Source organism: Bryobacter aggregatus MPL3 (assembly GCF_000702445.1).
GTDB lineage: Bacteria > Acidobacteriota > Terriglobia > Bryobacterales > Bryobacteraceae > Bryobacter > Bryobacter aggregatus.
This window is the reverse complement of the sequence record NZ_JNIF01000003.1, coordinates 4064960-4079282: the sequence shown is the minus strand read 5'-3', so window position 1 is coordinate 4079282 and position 14323 is coordinate 4064960. Positions and strand designations below refer to the sequence as shown.

The window sequence follows — 14323 nt, the reverse complement described above, 5'->3', positions numbered from 1 at the left end:
CGCTCCGCGCGCGGTATGCTCGGCCCGCCCTGATCGCCCCGGCCGGGGCCCCGAAATCACAGGAGACACTCCCCATGCTTGCAGCAATGCCACAGTTGAAAGGCTATTCCCGGCGTCACGCGATGCGTGCCGCTACAATTCTCACCGCAGGCGCCGCCCTGCCCTTCTATCACGAGTTTGCAATGGCACAGGATGCAGCAGAGCGGCCCCGCGGCATGCGCGGCGCCATGCCAGCAGATGCCGTACGCATTGGATCGAATGAGAACCCGCTGGGGCCCTGTGCCGAGGCTTGCGAGGCCATCGCGAAGATTGCCAAGTATGGTGGCCGCTATTCGCCGTTCAATGAGCAGGGCGACTTCATCAGGGCCGTTTCCGAAGTGGAAGAATTGAAGCCGGAGTTCATCGCGCCCTATGCCGGATCGAGCGATCCGCTCCATCGCAGCGTGCTTGCATTTACGTCGCCGACCAAGGGATTAGTGATGGGCGACCCTGGCTATGAAGCGGGCGCGGGCACGGCGAAGTTTGTGGGCGTGAAGGTGACCCGGGTAGCGCTGCAGAAGGCAACCTATGCGCATGACGTGAAGGCAATGCTCGCCGCCGACCCGAATGCGGGCGTCTACTACATCTGCAACCCGAACAACCCGACCGGGACAATCACGAAGCGCGAGGATCTCGAGTGGTTACTCGCAAATAAGAACAAGGATTCGATTCTGCTGCTCGATGAGGCGTATATCCACTTCAGCCAGGAGATGCCGGGCAGCGACCTTGTCGCCAAGGAGAAGGATGTCATTGTGCTACGGACTTTCTCGAAGGCCTTTGGCATGGCGGGGATTCGCTGCGGCATGGCGATGGGGCGTCCGGATCTGCTCGCGAAGTTGCGTCCTTATGGCTCAGGGATGCTGCCGATTACGGGGCTGGTGGCCGGCACCGCAAGCTACCGAGCGAAGGGGCTGGTGGCAGAGCGCCGCGAGATCAATGCACGCGTGCGCGGCGATGTGCTCGAGTTTCTCGAGAAGAAGAATATCCAGTACATTCCAAGTGTGTCCAATAAATTCATGATGGAGGCGGGACGGCCGGGCGCCGAGTTGGCACGGGCTTTGGCGGCCGAGAAGATCTTTATCGGACGCACCTGGCCGGTGTGGCCGACGATGGTTCGGGTGACGGTGGGCACGCAGGCGGAGATGAACCAGTTCAAAACCGCACTGGCTAAAGTGATGTCCTAGGCGGGCGATAATCGGTTATGGAACCGAGCATTTCCGACTTGTTCCGCAGCCATTCGGTGCGGAAGTTGCGAGACATGATGGCGTTGATTGAGAAGTGGTGTGCGGGGATGAGCGAGGAGCAGGTGTGGCATCGCGAAGTCCCCGACGCCAATTCTGTCGGGAATCTTCTGATGCATCTGGAAGGCAATCTCGGCCAGTTCATTGGGCATTCTCTTGAAGGGAAACCGGATGTTCGGGTGCGGCCCCTGGAATTTTCGACGCGCGAAGGGATTGAGAAGGCAAGCTTGCTGTCTGCGCTGCAAGCGCGCATCGAACAAACCTGCCTGTTGGTCGAGAGGATCGACGATGAGGGTCTGAGGAAGCCGGTGACCACGCTACATGGCCAGATGACCGGGCTTGAGGTGATTTATCAAGTGGTAGGACATCTGCAGCAGCATACCGGACAGATCATCTTCGCCGCGAAGATCTTTGCGGGACGCTAACGCCGTCCGCCAAAGGTGAAGCCGACCAGGCCGGTGTAGCGGTTGTCGCGCTCCTGTGTCCGGCTGAAGCGAAGCTCGGGAGAGATGGTGACGAAGCGCGTGTGGAACTCAAGACCAGCCCCCGCTGTTGGCCCCCTGTGGGTGTTTGTCGATCTGAAATCGCTATCGCTCGGAGCGGGCAAAGAATAGTCAGCAGGAAGACAGGACCCGACAGGGCCTGTGCAGCGGATGCTTCGATCGCCACGAGAGGATTCGCGCGTCCAGAGGACGCCTCCGCTGACGAAGGGACGAATTGGGCCGAGCTTAAAGCGATACTTCAATAGAAGTGGCATGTCCCAGAAGTTACTTTTGGAGTGAGAGGAGAGTGCATATGCATTGAGCGTTGGAGCGAGTTGCATCGTGCCAGAGCGACTGAAGTTCTCATTCCGATAGAGAGCGTCGAACTCAATCGAGAAGCGTAGCGGGAGATGAAACTCGAAGGTGGGTCCGCCTGTCCAGCGGCTTTGTTGGTAGGAGTCTGCGTAGGCAGCCCGTCCTGAGGGGTTGTTGAGAGAAGAACCGATTTTGGCTCCGGCGGAAAAACTGAAAGGTGATGGAAACTGCGCCATCAGACTGGAAGCAAGAAGAAAGAAGCTTGCAATGTTACGCATAAGCTTAGGAGATGCAAGTGCGGAACCAATCCACATTTCCTGGAATTTTCTTGTATACTCCGATTCTGTTCTGTTACTCAGCAATTACAAGTGTGTGGATAAATCACAATTCAAGTGGGGTGAGTTGATGAGATTCTTTTTTGGGTTCGTTGGTATTGGTCTCTGTGTTCCGTTCATGAATGGACATTTCACGCTCATGGAGCCGAAGTCGTGGGTGGTGGAGAACCAACTCGGCAATCCGCAGAAGCCTGCGCCGTGTGGCGGCGAAGAAGGACCGGGAGTTGTCGCGACAAATGCAGTAACGCCAGTGACAGGCGGGCAGAAGCTGCATATCAAGTTACAGGAGACTGTCTATCATCCGGGGCATTACCGGATTGCGCTAGCCGTGAATTCGAGGGCCGAACTACCGGCCGATCCGGAAGTGCTGACTCGCGATACGGACAAGGGGCCCCGATCGATTTCGGCAGTGATCGATCCGGATCCAAAGCCACCGATCCTTGCCGATGGATTGTGGCAGCATGCGGCGAAGGTGACAGGACCGTTTGAAACCGATATTGAAATTCCAAACATCAATTGCCCGAAGTGTACGCTGCAGATTCTCGAGTTCATGGCCGAGCATGGGTACAACAAAGAGGGCGGATATTCCTATCATCACTGCGCAGTGTTGCAAGTTACAGCGGATCCGAAGAAACCGATCGATCGCCGTTGGCCCGTGGCGCGCTAGGAGAAGGCCGGAAGCCGACGGTGTCGTCGTGAGTGGATTGGCGGATGGAATTGTAGATCGGGCTCATGATCTCGATCTGCGCGTCGTCAAAGGTGTCCTGGATGTGGCGATAGAGCTCTGAGCGAATTGCGACGATCCTGTTGGCCTCGCGGGTGTAGGCGTTGAGCTCGTAGCTGACATTGAAGTCGTTGAGCGCAGTCTGGAGGATGAAGGGCGATGGATCGGACAGGAGGTGGGGAGTTCTCCGGGCTGCCTCAAGCAAGGCCTGGTGTACGTCCGGCCAGGGCACATCGTAACCAATGGTGACTTCCGTGTGGATGATGAGTCCTTCGGCTTGTGCGAGCGTGGAGTAATTGGTGATGTGCGTCGTGAGCAGGATCGCGTTGGGGATGGTGACCACTTCGTTCTTGATCGTCTTGACACGAGTGACGAGCATGGTCCGTTCGATCACGTCCCCGGAGGTATCGCCGATCTTGACGCGGTCCCCGATGCGCAGGGCGCGCATGTAGGTAAGGATGGTGCCAGAAACAAGATTCGAGACCACGCTAGAGGAGCCGAGCGAGAGCAGCACGCCCAGGAAGACCGAGATGGTCTGGAAGGCCGGGCTCGAGGAACCAGGCAGATAGGGAAAGATGCCGACCAGCGCCAGGGCCATAGCCAGAAAGCGAATCAGCTTGTAGGTCGGATCGGCCCAATCGGGATAGAAACCGGAGATGACGATGCGGCCCGAACCAACCTCACGAAAGATCCGGTGCACAATCGCGAGCAGGTAACGAGTGACGATAATAATCGCCAATGCGTTGAAGAGGTTTGGGATGTAGGCGATGAAGTCATCGAAGATGCGTTTGAAGGGGAGAAGAACGACTTCGACGATCCAGTGTCCGGCTTCCTGGGTCTCTTTATAGAGCTCGAGCACATAGGACAGATAACGGATGAACGCAACAACACCGATGGCCGTGCAGATTGCATTGAGCAGGATGTGGAGACGGGCAGCAACTCGATCTGCAGGGAGAATCCGGCTGGCGGTGGCGGCCAGTCCTTCTTTACTCGTGTGACGCCAAGCGTCCAGTTTGCGTGCAACCAGCTTCCGCAGCCAGAGCAACAATGCGATGAGCGCCACGATCAGTGTCGTGGCGCCCAGGGTCTGCCAATAATTGTTAGGCAAAATCACTGCTTAATAATTGTGCCATCCCTTTTGCGAACCTCACCCCACCCACCGTTGTAGAGCTTGCGTTCCCCACTCTCGTTGGCGCCAAAGGGGTACTTCTTTGCGGCTGCTTCATTCACTTCGATGCCCCAGCCAGGAGTATCGTTGACGTACATATAGCCGTTCTTGAGCGTGGGGCAACCGGAGAAGACTTCCTGGACCCGTTCATTGAAGGCCGAGAATTCCTGGATGCCGAAGTTGGGAATGGTGAGGTCGAGCGTGGCGTTGGCGGCGTGACCGATCGGCGAGACGTCGCCGGGGCCGTGCCAAGCGGTACGGACGTTGAAAGCTTCGCAAAGCGTTGCCAGCTTGCGGGCCGGGGTGAGACCGCCAATCATCGTGAGGTGGCAGCGGATGAAGTCGATCAGGCGTTCGCTGATGAGGTCCATCCATTCGAGGGGATGGGTGAAGAGTTCGCCCATCGCGAGCGGAGTGGTGGTGTGCTGCCGGATGCGGCGGAACCACGCGACGTCTTCCGGGCTGAGCGGATCTTCCCAGAAGAAGAGTTTGAACTGCTCGATGTCCTTGCCCATCTGGAGAGCCTGGGTGGGGTGGATGCGCTCGTGCGAATCATGGAGCAACTGGATCTCGTCCCCCAGTTCCTTCCGCGCGGCTTCAAAGAGTTTGATGGTGCGGGCGATGTAGGTGTTGGAGTTGTAGTAGGGACCGTTGTGCAGAACGCTAGCCGGACGCTGGACATTGCCACGACCGGCGCCATAGGCCGCCTCGCCGGGAGTGCCGACCTGGATGCGAACGTAACGCTGGCCTTCCTCAATGAGCTTCTTGGCCTGATCGAGACATTGGGAAATTTCAGAGCCCGAGGCATGGCGGTAGGTATCGACCGCTTCGCGATTCTTGCCACCGAGGAGCTGGTAGACGGGCATGCCCGCCTGGCGGCCCTTGATGTCCCAGAGCGCCTGATCGACGCCGGAGATGGCGTTGTTCAGGACAGGCGAATTGCGCCAGTAGCTGGAGTTGTAGCAGGCCTGCCAGGTGTCATCGATGCGATCGGCGGGCTTGCCAATGAGGAAGGGTTTCAGGTAGCGTTCTACGGCATCGACAACGAGGTCTGCTCGTTGGGTGAAGGTGCCGCAGCCATAGCCGTAGAGCCCGTCCTGGTCTGTGACTACTTTGACCACGACGAGGCGGAGACCGGCGGGAGCAGTCGCGATGACCTGCACATCCTTGATCTTGGGACTGGGCATGCCTCTGCGGGCTTGCCAGGCGATGGCTTCCGCAGGTACATATGAGGCAAGAGCGAGTTTGATGAGGTCACGACGCTTCATGGCGTATTAGTGCTTCTCCTGTGCGAGTGTGCGTTTGAGGGTATCGAGTTGGTCCTGGAGCTTGCGGCCACGAGAGACAAGGCTCACGACATAGAGGGCCAGGATAAACCAGGCCGCCGCGAAGCCATAAAACATATAGGTAAAGTTGCGTTGGTCCATGGTATGAGATGAAAACCGCGTAACCAAACTAACACAAGGCCAGCCGGATGTGCGCTGGAGAATTAGCGTGCGAAAACGAGACGGCGCAGACCTTCGATTTCGCGGCGGCTTTCTTCCTGGCGGAAGCGGAGGCCAACGAGGACGACGGTGAGCATGAGCAACGCAAACCAGTTCTGGTAGATCATCGCTTCCATGGCCGGATCGGTATTGCCGCCCCCAGTGCGGATGGAAAGGATGGGCCCCGGGTGCTGGGTGCGCCACCAGTCGATTGCTTTGTAGGTGATGGCGACGCTGGTAAAGGCGAAGACATTGAGCACGCCGGTGACGCGGAGGCGCTCGCTGGGGTCGTCAATCATCTTGCGCATCATCAGGTAGCCCGAGTAGATGAGAAGCGTGATGAAGGCCCAGGTGAGGCGGGCGTCCCAGGTCCACCAGATGCCCCAACTGATCTTGCCCCAGATCATGCCGGTGACCAGGCCGATGAGCGTGAAGGGCATGCCGACTTCAGTGAGGGCGACGGCCCAGGAATCGGCACGGTAGCTCTTTTTCGAGATTGCAATCGCGCTGGCAATGCCGCTGGCGAGAAAACAGGAAAAGCAAGTGAACCAGCTCGGAATGTGGAAGAACATGATGCGATAGATCGCACCTTGCAGCGCTTCATCCGGCAGCACCATGAACATCACATAGATATTCCGAACCAGGAAGAGGGCGCTGGCCAGGCCCATGGCGAGAAGGAACTTGTCGTTCATGGCTTTCTTTGCTTCTAGTCTACTAGGACCGTGTCGATCAAGCCTAGGGCCAATGCGGTGAAGATGATATCAAATCCGATGAGAACACGGACCCAGAGCATGTTGTCCGATTCGAGGGGCTTTCCGGTGGAGAGTACGGTGGTGAGTTGCATGGCGGCGGCGAGCGCGGGAATGATCATCGGATAGACCATGACCGGCAACATCAATTCGCGCAGGCGCAGGCTTACGGTCATTGCGGCAAAGACAGTGCCGATGATGGCGATTGCCCAGGTGCCGAGGAGGCAGACAAGCAGCATCCAGAAGGGTTGCGCGAAAAGGTTGATGTTGTAAAAGATACCGAAGACAGGCAGACAAACGGCTTCCACCAGCAGAATGAACAGCGTGTTGGCCAGGGACTTGCCAAGGAGCAGCGCCGAGGCCGGGACGCGCGAGGAGATGAGAACATTCATGCAGTCATTCGACTGCTCGCGGGCGAAGCTGCGATTGACCAGCAGAACCCCTGCAAAGGCAAAGAGAATCCAGAGCAGGCCGCCAGAGATCTCGTGGATCTGCTCGCTGGTGGGGTCGAAGGCAAAGCTGAACAGGACGAGCACGACAAGGGAGAAGGCAACGGCGGCGTTGAGTGATTCTTTGCTGCGGAACTCCATGCGGAGGTCCTTGGTGAAGATGATCCAGGAGTGGCGGAGCATCTAGACGCTGGCTCCGTAGGTCCGGTAGATCCAGGTGCTGTCATCGAGCATTTCCTGGGGACGCGGGCCGAAATAGGCGAGCTTTCCGTTCTCGAGAAAGACAATGCGAGAGGCCAGAGCCATCGCTTCGGGAATCTGGTGGGTAGAAAGTACGACGGTGGCCTTGCGAGCGAGGGCTTCTGCAAGAAGGGTCTGGAGAAGAGCCGTCGCTTTGTCGTCGAGTGAGGTGAAGGGCTCGTCGAGGAGGAGCAGTTCAGGATCTCCCATAAAGACACGGGCCAGGGCCAGACGCTGGCGCATGCCGCGCGAGTATTCGCGCAAGGGAGCGTCGGCAACATTGAGCAGATTGACCTTGTAGAGCCATTTGTCGACGTCGATGGCAACGGTGTGCAAGGTGGCGAAGAACTTCAGATTCTCGCGTGCGCTGAGTTCGTCGTAGACCCCAATGCCGTGGCCGAGCAGACTGACGCGCTTGGTGATTTCCAGCTTGCCGTCCGTAGGCCGGGAGAGCCCGGCCATCAGGTTGAGAAGCGTGGTCTTGCCTGCCCCATTGCGGCCGAGCAGCGCGACGCAATCGCCGGATTCCAGTGCGAAGGTCAAGTCTCGCAAAGCCGGGAAGCTCCCGAAGAACTTCGAGACCCGGTCTGCTTTGAGAACGCTCATGCCTTCTTTAAGAGGGAGACGAAGCCGAAAGAGAGCGCGAGCAGAGAAAGGCCGACAATCCACCACATGCGTTCGGAGATCTTCGGAGGAATGGCCTGAGGCTCGGGCATAGCGGTTTCATCGGGGTCGAGAGCGCGGAGTGAGCCGGTGCCGCTGACCTCGATTTCGTAGTCGGGCTTGGACAGGCTGTAGACTTCGGCCTGGGTTTGCGGTTCGGCGCCCAGATCTTCCACGCCGAGGCCCGAAAGCTTGACGCCGCTGGGAGTGACCAGACGAGTGGGACCTTCTTTTTCGCCGACCGGGTGCAGGATGCGACCCTTCAGCTTACCTGCAGGCAACACATATTGGAGATCGAAGCGCGACTCGCCGGGCTTGATGGCGAAGTCGATCTTATAAATGTTGGCCGGACCCGCTTCCTTGGCTTCTCCACGGACCGGCATGTTGCCTGGACCGGAAACGCGAACCTGAAGACTGGCCTTTGCCTCAGGAGGAAGGTAGAAGCGGAAGGTGCCATTCTCGGGATCGCTATAAGTGGACTTGCTGTCGTTGCGATAGATGACGCTCTCGTTGATCGACATCTTGTCCTCGCTGGGCTCGACCAGCATCATGTGCTGAACGATCTTTGCGTCGCCCGGCTTACGGGTGGTGTTGTAGATGTCGAGTTCGAGGCCAGAGGGTTTGTCGCCCGGGCGCAAGAGCTTGTTGTAGTTGACGCCGTCGTAGATCGCCTGCATGAGCAGCGGGCCGTCGATGTTCTGCTTGAAATCGAATTTGCCGTCGGGCCCGGACTTTACGGTACCGACCGGCATCATGCCGCCGTCGCCGAGGCGCATCAGCACGATGGGCACTTCAGCCGCGGGCTTGCCGGTGGACTTGTTGACGACGGTGCCGTCGATGGCGAGGAGGATCAGGAAGAGGGGAGTCATTTGGAGGCAACCCCGAGGGTGGCTTTGAGCGCGTCGGCTTCCGCCAGTACCTGCGCGAGTTCATGCTGCAGGCTGGCCTTGGATTTCGCGTAGTCGTCGTCAGAGAGCTTGCCGAGGCGAAGCTCGAATTGGAGATCGCGCAAGTTCTCGTAAATACGAGCCTTGCGTTCGTCGAAAATCTTAAAGGGATTTTCGGGGGGTAGTTGGGGAAGATCTGCTTCCCGAATGAAGAGTGTCAGGGCGATGACGAGCACCGTGAGCCCGATGGCGATGGCGATGATCATGAGGGCGCTAGGGTTCCATTCGGTCGAATTCACGCGCGGCCGTGGCTTCATAGCCAGCGATGACCTCGGGCTTAACGGTAGATTCGACTTTTACACTTGGACTGCGGAAACGTTTGACGTAGACGAGGATGGCGATGAAGCCGAGCGCGAGGGCAAAGCCGGGCATGAGCCAACCGAGCAGCCCAAAGCCTGTTACTTCCGGCTCCACCAGGGCCTTGACACCCTGCTCCTTGACGAAGCGGCCGACAATGCTCGAATCCGAAGCCCCCATCGTCTGGAGTTGCTTGATCTTCTGTCTGGCCGGTAAGGAATAGCCACAGGCGATCATTGAACAATCGCCCACCGCATTGCGGCAGCCACCGCAGAGGCAGCTCAGCTTCATGCCGACGCGCTTGATCTCGGGTGAGACAAAGTCCATCGGGTTTTGCGCGATGGAGATGGCGGCGAGGAAGGCCAGGAGGCCGAGCGATTTAAGTTTTCGCATGTTCCTCCGTGGGGAGAGACGTAGCACTGGAGCCCAGGACCTGAGTTCTTGCGTAGCTCAGCTTGATCTTGGCAGGCACGAGACAGATGAGGGTGCCGATGAGCACGACCCAGAAGCCAACCCAGATCCAGCTCACGAGCGGGAATACATAGGCCTGGATGATGGCGCCCTGCCCTTCGCTTGCCATGGCGGCAAAGTTCAGGAAGAGGTCTTCGTTGAGGCGGCGGCGGATATCCACGAGGCTGGCTGGTTGACGGCTGGCCTTGTAGATCCGGCGCTCCGGATTCATGGTGTCAATCTTCTTGCCATCGACCGAGACGTCAACCGCAGCTTTCATCCAAGCGTAGTTATCATTCTCGCCATCCGTGAGACCCGTGACCGTAATGTCATAGCGGCCGATCTGGAAGGATTTGCCCATTGCCGCTTCCACGGTGACGTCCTTGTTGAAGGCAGCGCCAGTGAAGCCAACGAACATCACGACAATACCCATGTGGACGATGTAGCCGCCGTAGCGGCGCGTGTTGCGGTGTGTGAGTTCGATCACAGCCCGGACGAGATTCATGCTTTCTTTTTGGGCGATCGCGAAAGCGCCTTTGACGAACTCGCTGCCGATGGTCACCGTGACGAAGAGGCAGAGGCCGAAGCTGATCAGCGCATAGGCACTACGGATGCCAGCGCCAAAGAGCGCGGCCATGAGGATAAACATCGAAACCGTGGGCCAGAGGAAGTTCCGCTTGAGACTGTCGAGCGAACTGCGGCGCCAGGCAACGAGCGGTCCTACACCGGTGAGGAAGATGAGGAAGAGCCCAATCGGGATGTTGACGCGATTGAAGAACGGCGCATCAACGCTGATCTTTTCGCCGGTGATCGCTTCACTGATTACGGGAAACAGGGTGCCCCAGAGAACCGCAAAGCAACTGGCAAGCAGGACCAGATTGTTGAACAGGAAGCTGGACTCGCGGCTGACGACGGACTCCAGGTGCGACTCGCTCTTGAGGAAGTCGAGACGGTCGAGGATCAGCCAGACCGTGCCTGCGATGCCGATGGCGAGGAAGACGGCGAAGTAGTTGCCGATGCTCGAGATGCCGAAGGCGTGGACGCTCTGGACGAGGCCGCTGCGGGTGAGCATGGTTCCGAAGATGCAGAGGAAGAAAGTGGCCGAGACGAGCACCATGTTCCAGACCTTCATCATGCCCTTCTTCTCTTGCATCATGACGCTGTGCAGGAAGGCAGTGGCGGTGATCCAGGGGAGGACACTTGCGTTCTCAACCGGATCCCAGCCCCAATAGCCGCCCCAACCGAGGACGTAATAAGCCCAGCCCATGCCGAGCGTGATGCCGATGGTTTGGAAGAGCCAGGTGATGAGTGTCCAGCGGCGCGTCGTGTGGATCCATTCGTCGCCGGGCTGCTTGGTGATCAGCGAGCCGATGGCGAAGGCGAAGGGAACGATGAAGCCAACGTAGCCGAGATAGAGCATTGGCGGGTGGATCGCCATCGAGGGGGTCTGGAGCAGCGGGTTCAGACCTTGGCCGTCGGGGAGATTGATGATGCCACGTCCGATGGCCCAGAGAGTGAAGGGCGGGACGACGAAATTGTTGAGGATGAGGAAGAAGACCTGGGTCGCGGACATGATCGCGATCACCCAGGGCATCATCGTTTTGAACTGTTTGCGATTGGTGAAAACGACAGCAACGGTGTAGCTCGACAGGATCCAGCTCCAGAAGAGCAGTGAGCCTTCCTGTCCGCCCCACCACGCTGAGATTTTGTACAACAGCGGCATTGCGGTGTTTGCATGGCCCGCAACATATTGCAACCGGTAATCGCCGGTGATCAGCGCATAGAGGAGGATTCCACTGGCCGTGGTGATGAGAGCCCAGACAACGTAGACAGCACGCCGCGAAGCAGCAATGAGATAGAGGTTTTTACGAAGGGCGCCGACGACAGCGCTAAAAAGCGCGAAGATCGCGACGGAGAAGGCGAGAAGGAGCGCGAGTGCGCCTACGTTTTCCATGGTTGGGCTAGCTTCGGCTTACCGTTGTTTTCGGAGCGTGCGAAGGATCGGTGCCAGGCTTGATCTGACCGGGCTTTGCTTCGTACTTCGAAGCACATTTGGCCTGGATGTGGTTTGCCGTAAAGGTGCCATCCGGGTTCATGCGGCCATCGGCGAGAGCTTGCGCCCCATCGCGGAAGGTATCGGGAAGAGGTTCTGTTCCGGTATAGGTGATGCGGAGCGGCATCGCGTTATTCGCGTTGTTCAGCTCGACAATCTGGAAAGACACTTCTGCGCCATTGCGCTGGATGGAGCCTTTGACAACATCGCCGCCCACCTTGAAGCGTTTGCCCAGTGCCTTGGGGCCCATCTGATGGACTTCCGAGACGTTCTTGTAATAAGCAGTGTTGCCGGTGGCGCCATCAATGGCCAGCCAACCGATGGTGGCAATCACTACGGTAATAATGAGGCCAAATTTCATGTAGGGCTTCATAGCGGGATTCCTCTGCCACAATCATATCGCCAAACAAGAATTGTTGCGGTTTAGCAGTAATGAAAAGATTGCGTCTTTACGACTGTAGACGTGCTGTGAGGAAAAGCGCTTCGCTTGTTTTCTTTTTCATTTTCTGCATCCTGGAACCTTTTATGTGAATCAGATTCACATGAGCAAAAACTTGATCTATGCCGTGAGTGGTGCGAGCGGAAACACCGGTCGGTTGGTGGCGGAACAATTACTGCGCGCTGGAAAACACGTGCGGGCCTTGGGCAGGAATCGCGAACGGCTTGCAGGACTGGTGCAGCTTGGCGCCGAAGCCGCGATTTGTGATCTTACAAACCCTTCGCAATTGGAAGAGGCGTTTGCGGGAGTGGAGGCAGTCTATGCGATGGAGCCACCGGATCTTCAGTCTGACGATTACCGGGCGTATCAGGATCAGATGGTCGCAGCCATGGCTGGAGCAATCGAGGCGCAGCGAGTTCCATTTGCGGTGACCCTCAGCAGCTTGGGCGCCGAGCAAGCGGGCGGCACCGGCATGATCCAGGGGCAACATGTTCTCGAGAGCGTCTTCAACCGGATTGCCGGATTGCAGGTGCTGCATCTGCGAGCGGGATACTTCATGGAGAATACGATCGCGCAAGTGCATCTGTACAAGAAGCTCGGCGTGACAGGGGGTCCGGTGGCTGCGGATGTGAAGTTGCCCATGATTGCGACACGCGACATTGCAACCGAAGCCGCACGGGAATTGCTGGCGTTGGAATTTCGAGGCTCCAGCGTTCGCGAGTTGCAAGGCCAACGGGATCTGAGTATGGCGGAAGCGATGCAGATCTTTGGGCAGGCCATTGGCGTGCCGAATCTTGCCTATCATCGCTGGAGCGATGCGCAAGTGAAGCCTGCGCTGTTGCAGATGGGAATGTCAGAGAATGTGGCGGGGCTGATTTTGGAACTGGCGGCAGCCTATAGCAGTGGACTGGTGCGGGCCTTGGAGCCGCGATCCCCCAGAAACACGACAACGACGTCCTATGAAGAATTTGTCACTGAGGTGATGCTGCCACTCTACCGGAAGTCATGAAGAAGCACGGCTATCATCATGGAGATCTGCGAGCCGCACTAGTGACGGCGGCCATCCGGCTAGTGGCAGAGAAGGGTCCGCGAGGATTTACAGCGCAAGACGCGGCCAAGCTCGCCGGAGTTGTTCCCTCTGCGCTCTATCGTCATTTCGCCGACAAGGAGGCGCTGCTGGCCGCAGCGGCGGAAGAGGGCTTCGACCAACTGCGCGAGAGCATTGGCAAAACGAAATCGCTAGAGGAACTGGGATTGGCCTATCTCCAATTCGCCGTGCAGCAGCGAGGACACTTCGAGATCATGTTTCTCGCCGGGATCGAGCCGTCTGCATTCCCTACCCTTGGGCGGAGCGCGACAGCAGCATTCGACGCCTTTGCAGAAGCGGTACGGTCCGCGAGCCAGGCGGGCGTCGATCTTGAAATCAGGCTGGCTGGCCTCTGGAGCTTGTTCCATGGCTTCAGCCTCCTCGCCCATGGAGGAGATCTGGGGCGCGTGGGTTTCCGGCGCTCTCCAGAAGAGTTGCTACAGGCTGCGATTCGCCGTTTTCTCGCAACAGAGTGAATGGATTTTGAGTTAGGTTCTGCGTTTCGTGGACTCATAAACCGAACGGCAATCGTACCCGGCGCATCCCGGAGAATTGGACGGGCCATTGCTCTGCGCCTGGCCCGCGATGGTTTCTCCGTCGTGGTGAATTCTGCCAAGAGCGCCGGCGATGCCGACGCCGTTGTGGCGCGCTGATTTGCCGAGCCGTGAAGACGTTTGGGCAGATCGATGTCGTGGTGAACAACTCGGGATCATGCCGCTTTCCCCAATCGGCAAAGGGGATGTGGAGGCATTCGACCCTGTGATCCGGACCAATCTGCGCCGAAGCTTTCTGGTGCGGCACGGGCAGCGCAACAGGTTGCCGATGGTGGCAGGATCATTGCGTTTTCGAGCAGCATACTGGCGAAGTCGTTTCCGACCTATGGCCCCTACATCGCGTCCAAGGCCGGAGTCGAGGGACTGGTGCATGTACTGGCGAATGAGTTGCGAGGCAGGAAGATCACGATGAATGCAGTAGCGACCGAGTTATTTCTGGCGGGGAAAGGCGCGGCGCAGACTGCACAGCCCGAACAGCTGGGGGAGCCGGAAGATATTGCGAACGTCGTGTCGTTTCTGGGGGGGGGGCCGGATGCGGCGTGGGTGAATTCGCAGGTGCTGCGCGCGAATGGAGGCTTTGCTTAAGACTGAAAAAGGCCCTCTCTTG

Annotated in this window: 17 protein-coding genes and 1 pseudogene; 6 read left to right on the top strand and 12 right to left on the bottom strand. The window is 58.1% G+C overall.

Features of this window, described 5'->3' with window-relative positions; all coding sequences use genetic code 11:
• The first annotated feature begins 86 nt into the window (after window positions 1–86).
• Both M017_RS0118880 and M017_RS27960 read left to right on the top strand, forming a co-directional pair.
• Window positions 87–1223: a pyridoxal phosphate-dependent aminotransferase gene (locus tag M017_RS0118880; protein WP_031499715.1), complete on the top strand. Its 1137-nt coding sequence runs from the start codon at window positions 87–89 to the stop codon at window positions 1221–1223.
• Window positions 1224–1240: 17 nt separating this feature from the next.
• On the top strand, window positions 1241–1705 hold the full coding sequence (locus tag M017_RS27960) for a DinB family protein (RefSeq protein WP_051670485.1): 465 nt from the start codon (window positions 1241–1243) through the stop codon (window positions 1703–1705).
• Here the strand turns inward: M017_RS27960 and M017_RS0118870 are convergent.
• The gene (locus M017_RS0118870) at window positions 1702–2355 is read right to left on the bottom strand and encodes a porin family protein (RefSeq protein WP_031499713.1); all 654 of its coding nucleotides are present in this window, start codon (window positions 2353–2355) and stop codon (window positions 1702–1704) included. The genes M017_RS27960 and M017_RS0118870 overlap by 4 nt on opposite strands.
• A 175-nt stretch (window positions 2356–2530) precedes the next feature.
• Here M017_RS0118870 and M017_RS0118865 point away from each other — a divergent pair, with 175 nt between their 5' ends.
• On the top strand, window positions 2531–3079 hold the full coding sequence (locus M017_RS0118865; protein ID WP_162179979.1) for an SCE4755 family polysaccharide monooxygenase-like protein: 549 nt from the start codon (window positions 2531–2533) through the stop codon (window positions 3077–3079).
• Here M017_RS0118865 and M017_RS0118860 read toward each other — a convergent pair.
• The 11 genes from M017_RS0118860 to M017_RS0118810 all read right to left on the bottom strand — a co-directional run bounded on the left by M017_RS0118860 (window position 3027) and on the right by M017_RS0118810 (window position 12009).
• Window positions 3027–4250, bottom strand: coding sequence for a mechanosensitive ion channel family protein (locus tag M017_RS0118860; RefSeq protein WP_051670483.1), 1224 nt, complete (start codon window positions 4248–4250; stop codon window positions 3027–3029). The two genes, M017_RS0118865 and M017_RS0118860, sit on opposite strands and share 53 nt — an antisense overlap.
• On the bottom strand, window positions 4247–5572 hold the full coding sequence (locus M017_RS0118855; protein WP_031499710.1) for an enolase C-terminal domain-like protein: 1326 nt from the start codon (window positions 5570–5572) through the stop codon (window positions 4247–4249). Before M017_RS0118855 ends, M017_RS0118860 begins: the two co-directional genes overlap by 4 nt.
• A gap of 6 nt (window positions 5573–5578) precedes the next feature.
• The gene (locus M017_RS29450) at window positions 5579–5731 is read right to left on the bottom strand and encodes a CcmD family protein (RefSeq protein ID WP_155121492.1); all 153 of its coding nucleotides are present in this window, start codon (window positions 5729–5731) and stop codon (window positions 5579–5581) included.
• Window positions 5732–5793: 62 nt separating this feature from the next.
• The gene (gene ccsA, locus M017_RS0118845) at window positions 5794–6480 is read right to left on the bottom strand and encodes a cytochrome c biogenesis protein CcsA (protein WP_031499709.1); all 687 of its coding nucleotides are present in this window, start codon (window positions 6478–6480) and stop codon (window positions 5794–5796) included.
• 14 nt (window positions 6481–6494) lie between these two features.
• Window positions 6495–7169, bottom strand: coding sequence for a heme exporter protein CcmB (locus M017_RS0118840; RefSeq protein WP_031499708.1), 675 nt, complete (start codon window positions 7167–7169; stop codon window positions 6495–6497).
• Window positions 7170–7832 carry a heme ABC exporter ATP-binding protein CcmA gene (gene ccmA, locus M017_RS0118835; RefSeq protein ID WP_031499707.1) on the bottom strand — a complete coding sequence of 221 codons (663 nt, stop codon included), beginning with the start codon at window positions 7830–7832 and terminating at the stop codon, window positions 7170–7172. It abuts the gene before it with no gap.
• Window positions 7829–8758, bottom strand: a complete 930-nt coding sequence (locus tag M017_RS0118830) for a peptidase associated/transthyretin-like domain-containing protein (protein ID WP_031499706.1) — start codon at window positions 8756–8758, stop codon at window positions 7829–7831. The genes ccmA and M017_RS0118830 overlap by 4 nt, the downstream gene beginning before the upstream one ends.
• Entirely contained in the window at window positions 8755–9042 is a 288-nt protein-coding gene (locus tag M017_RS0118825) for a hypothetical protein (RefSeq protein ID WP_035957874.1), read from the bottom strand. Before M017_RS0118825 ends, M017_RS0118830 begins: the two co-directional genes overlap by 4 nt.
• A gap of 7 nt (window positions 9043–9049) precedes the next feature.
• Window positions 9050–9526, bottom strand: a complete 477-nt coding sequence (locus tag M017_RS0118820) for a cytochrome c-type biogenesis protein CcmH (protein WP_031499703.1) — start codon at window positions 9524–9526, stop codon at window positions 9050–9052.
• Window positions 9513–11537: a heme lyase CcmF/NrfE family subunit gene (locus tag M017_RS0118815; RefSeq protein ID WP_051670481.1), complete on the bottom strand. Its 2025-nt coding sequence runs from the start codon at window positions 11535–11537 to the stop codon at window positions 9513–9515. The genes M017_RS0118820 and M017_RS0118815 overlap by 14 nt, the downstream gene beginning before the upstream one ends.
• A 7-nt stretch (window positions 11538–11544) precedes the next feature.
• Complete coding sequence (locus M017_RS0118810; RefSeq protein WP_035957873.1) at window positions 11545–12009, bottom strand: cytochrome c maturation protein CcmE; 465 nt, start codon at window positions 12007–12009, stop codon at window positions 11545–11547.
• 169 nt (window positions 12010–12178) lie between these two features.
• Here M017_RS0118810 and M017_RS0118805 point away from each other — a divergent pair, with 169 nt between their 5' ends.
• The 3 genes and pseudogenes from M017_RS0118805 to M017_RS30780 all read left to right on the top strand — a co-directional run bounded on the left by M017_RS0118805 (window position 12179) and on the right by M017_RS30780 (window position 14301).
• Window positions 12179–13084, top strand: coding sequence for an NmrA family NAD(P)-binding protein (locus M017_RS0118805; protein ID WP_080507943.1), 906 nt, complete (start codon window positions 12179–12181; stop codon window positions 13082–13084).
• Window positions 13081–13638: a TetR/AcrR family transcriptional regulator gene (locus tag M017_RS0118800; protein WP_031499699.1), complete on the top strand. Its 558-nt coding sequence runs from the start codon at window positions 13081–13083 to the stop codon at window positions 13636–13638. The genes M017_RS0118805 and M017_RS0118800 overlap by 4 nt, the downstream gene beginning before the upstream one ends.
• Window positions 13639–14301 (top strand): annotated as a pseudogene (locus tag M017_RS30780) (SDR family oxidoreductase). It begins immediately after the preceding gene.
• The last annotated feature ends 22 nt before the right edge of the window (window positions 14302–14323 follow it).

Coding starts and splice junctions, on each gene's coding strand:
- M017_RS0118880 (WP_031499715.1), top strand. CDS start 87: ATGCCACAGTTGAAAGGCTATTCCCGGCGTCACGCGATGCGTGCCGCT.
- M017_RS27960 (WP_051670485.1), top strand. CDS start 1,241: ATGGAACCGAGCATTTCCGACTTGTTCCGCAGCCATTCGGTGCGGAAG.
- M017_RS0118870 (WP_031499713.1), bottom strand. CDS start 2,355: ATGCGTAACATTGCAAGCTTCTTTCTTCTTGCTTCCAGTCTGATGGCG.
- M017_RS0118865 (WP_162179979.1), top strand. CDS start 2,531: ATGAATGGACATTTCACGCTCATGGAGCCGAAGTCGTGGGTGGTGGAG.
- M017_RS0118855 (WP_031499710.1), bottom strand. CDS start 5,572: ATGAAGCGTCGTGACCTCATCAAACTCGCTCTTGCCTCATATGTACCT.
- M017_RS29450 (WP_155121492.1), bottom strand. CDS start 5,731: ATGGACCAACGCAACTTTACCTATATGTTTTATGGCTTCGCGGCGGCC.
- ccsA (WP_031499709.1), bottom strand. CDS start 6,480: ATGAACGACAAGTTCCTTCTCGCCATGGGCCTGGCCAGCGCCCTCTTC.
- M017_RS0118840 (WP_031499708.1), bottom strand. CDS start 7,169: ATGCTCCGCCACTCCTGGATCATCTTCACCAAGGACCTCCGCATGGAG.
- ccmA (WP_031499707.1), bottom strand. CDS start 7,832: ATGAGCGTTCTCAAAGCAGACCGGGTCTCGAAGTTCTTCGGGAGCTTC.
- M017_RS0118830 (WP_031499706.1), bottom strand. CDS start 8,758: ATGACTCCCCTCTTCCTGATCCTCCTCGCCATCGACGGCACCGTCGTC.
- M017_RS0118825 (WP_035957874.1), bottom strand. CDS start 9,042: ATGATCATCGCCATCGCCATCGGGCTCACGGTGCTCGTCATCGCCCTG.
- M017_RS0118820 (WP_031499703.1), bottom strand. CDS start 9,526: ATGCGAAAACTTAAATCGCTCGGCCTCCTGGCCTTCCTCGCCGCCATC.
- M017_RS0118815 (WP_051670481.1), bottom strand. CDS start 11,537: ATGGAAAACGTAGGCGCACTCGCGCTCCTTCTCGCCTTCTCCGTCGCG.
- M017_RS0118810 (WP_035957873.1), bottom strand. CDS start 12,009: ATGAAGCCCTACATGAAATTTGGCCTCATTATTACCGTAGTGATTGCC.
- M017_RS0118805 (WP_080507943.1), top strand. CDS start 12,179: ATGAGCAAAAACTTGATCTATGCCGTGAGTGGTGCGAGCGGAAACACC.
- M017_RS0118800 (WP_031499699.1), top strand. CDS start 13,081: ATGAAGAAGCACGGCTATCATCATGGAGATCTGCGAGCCGCACTAGTG.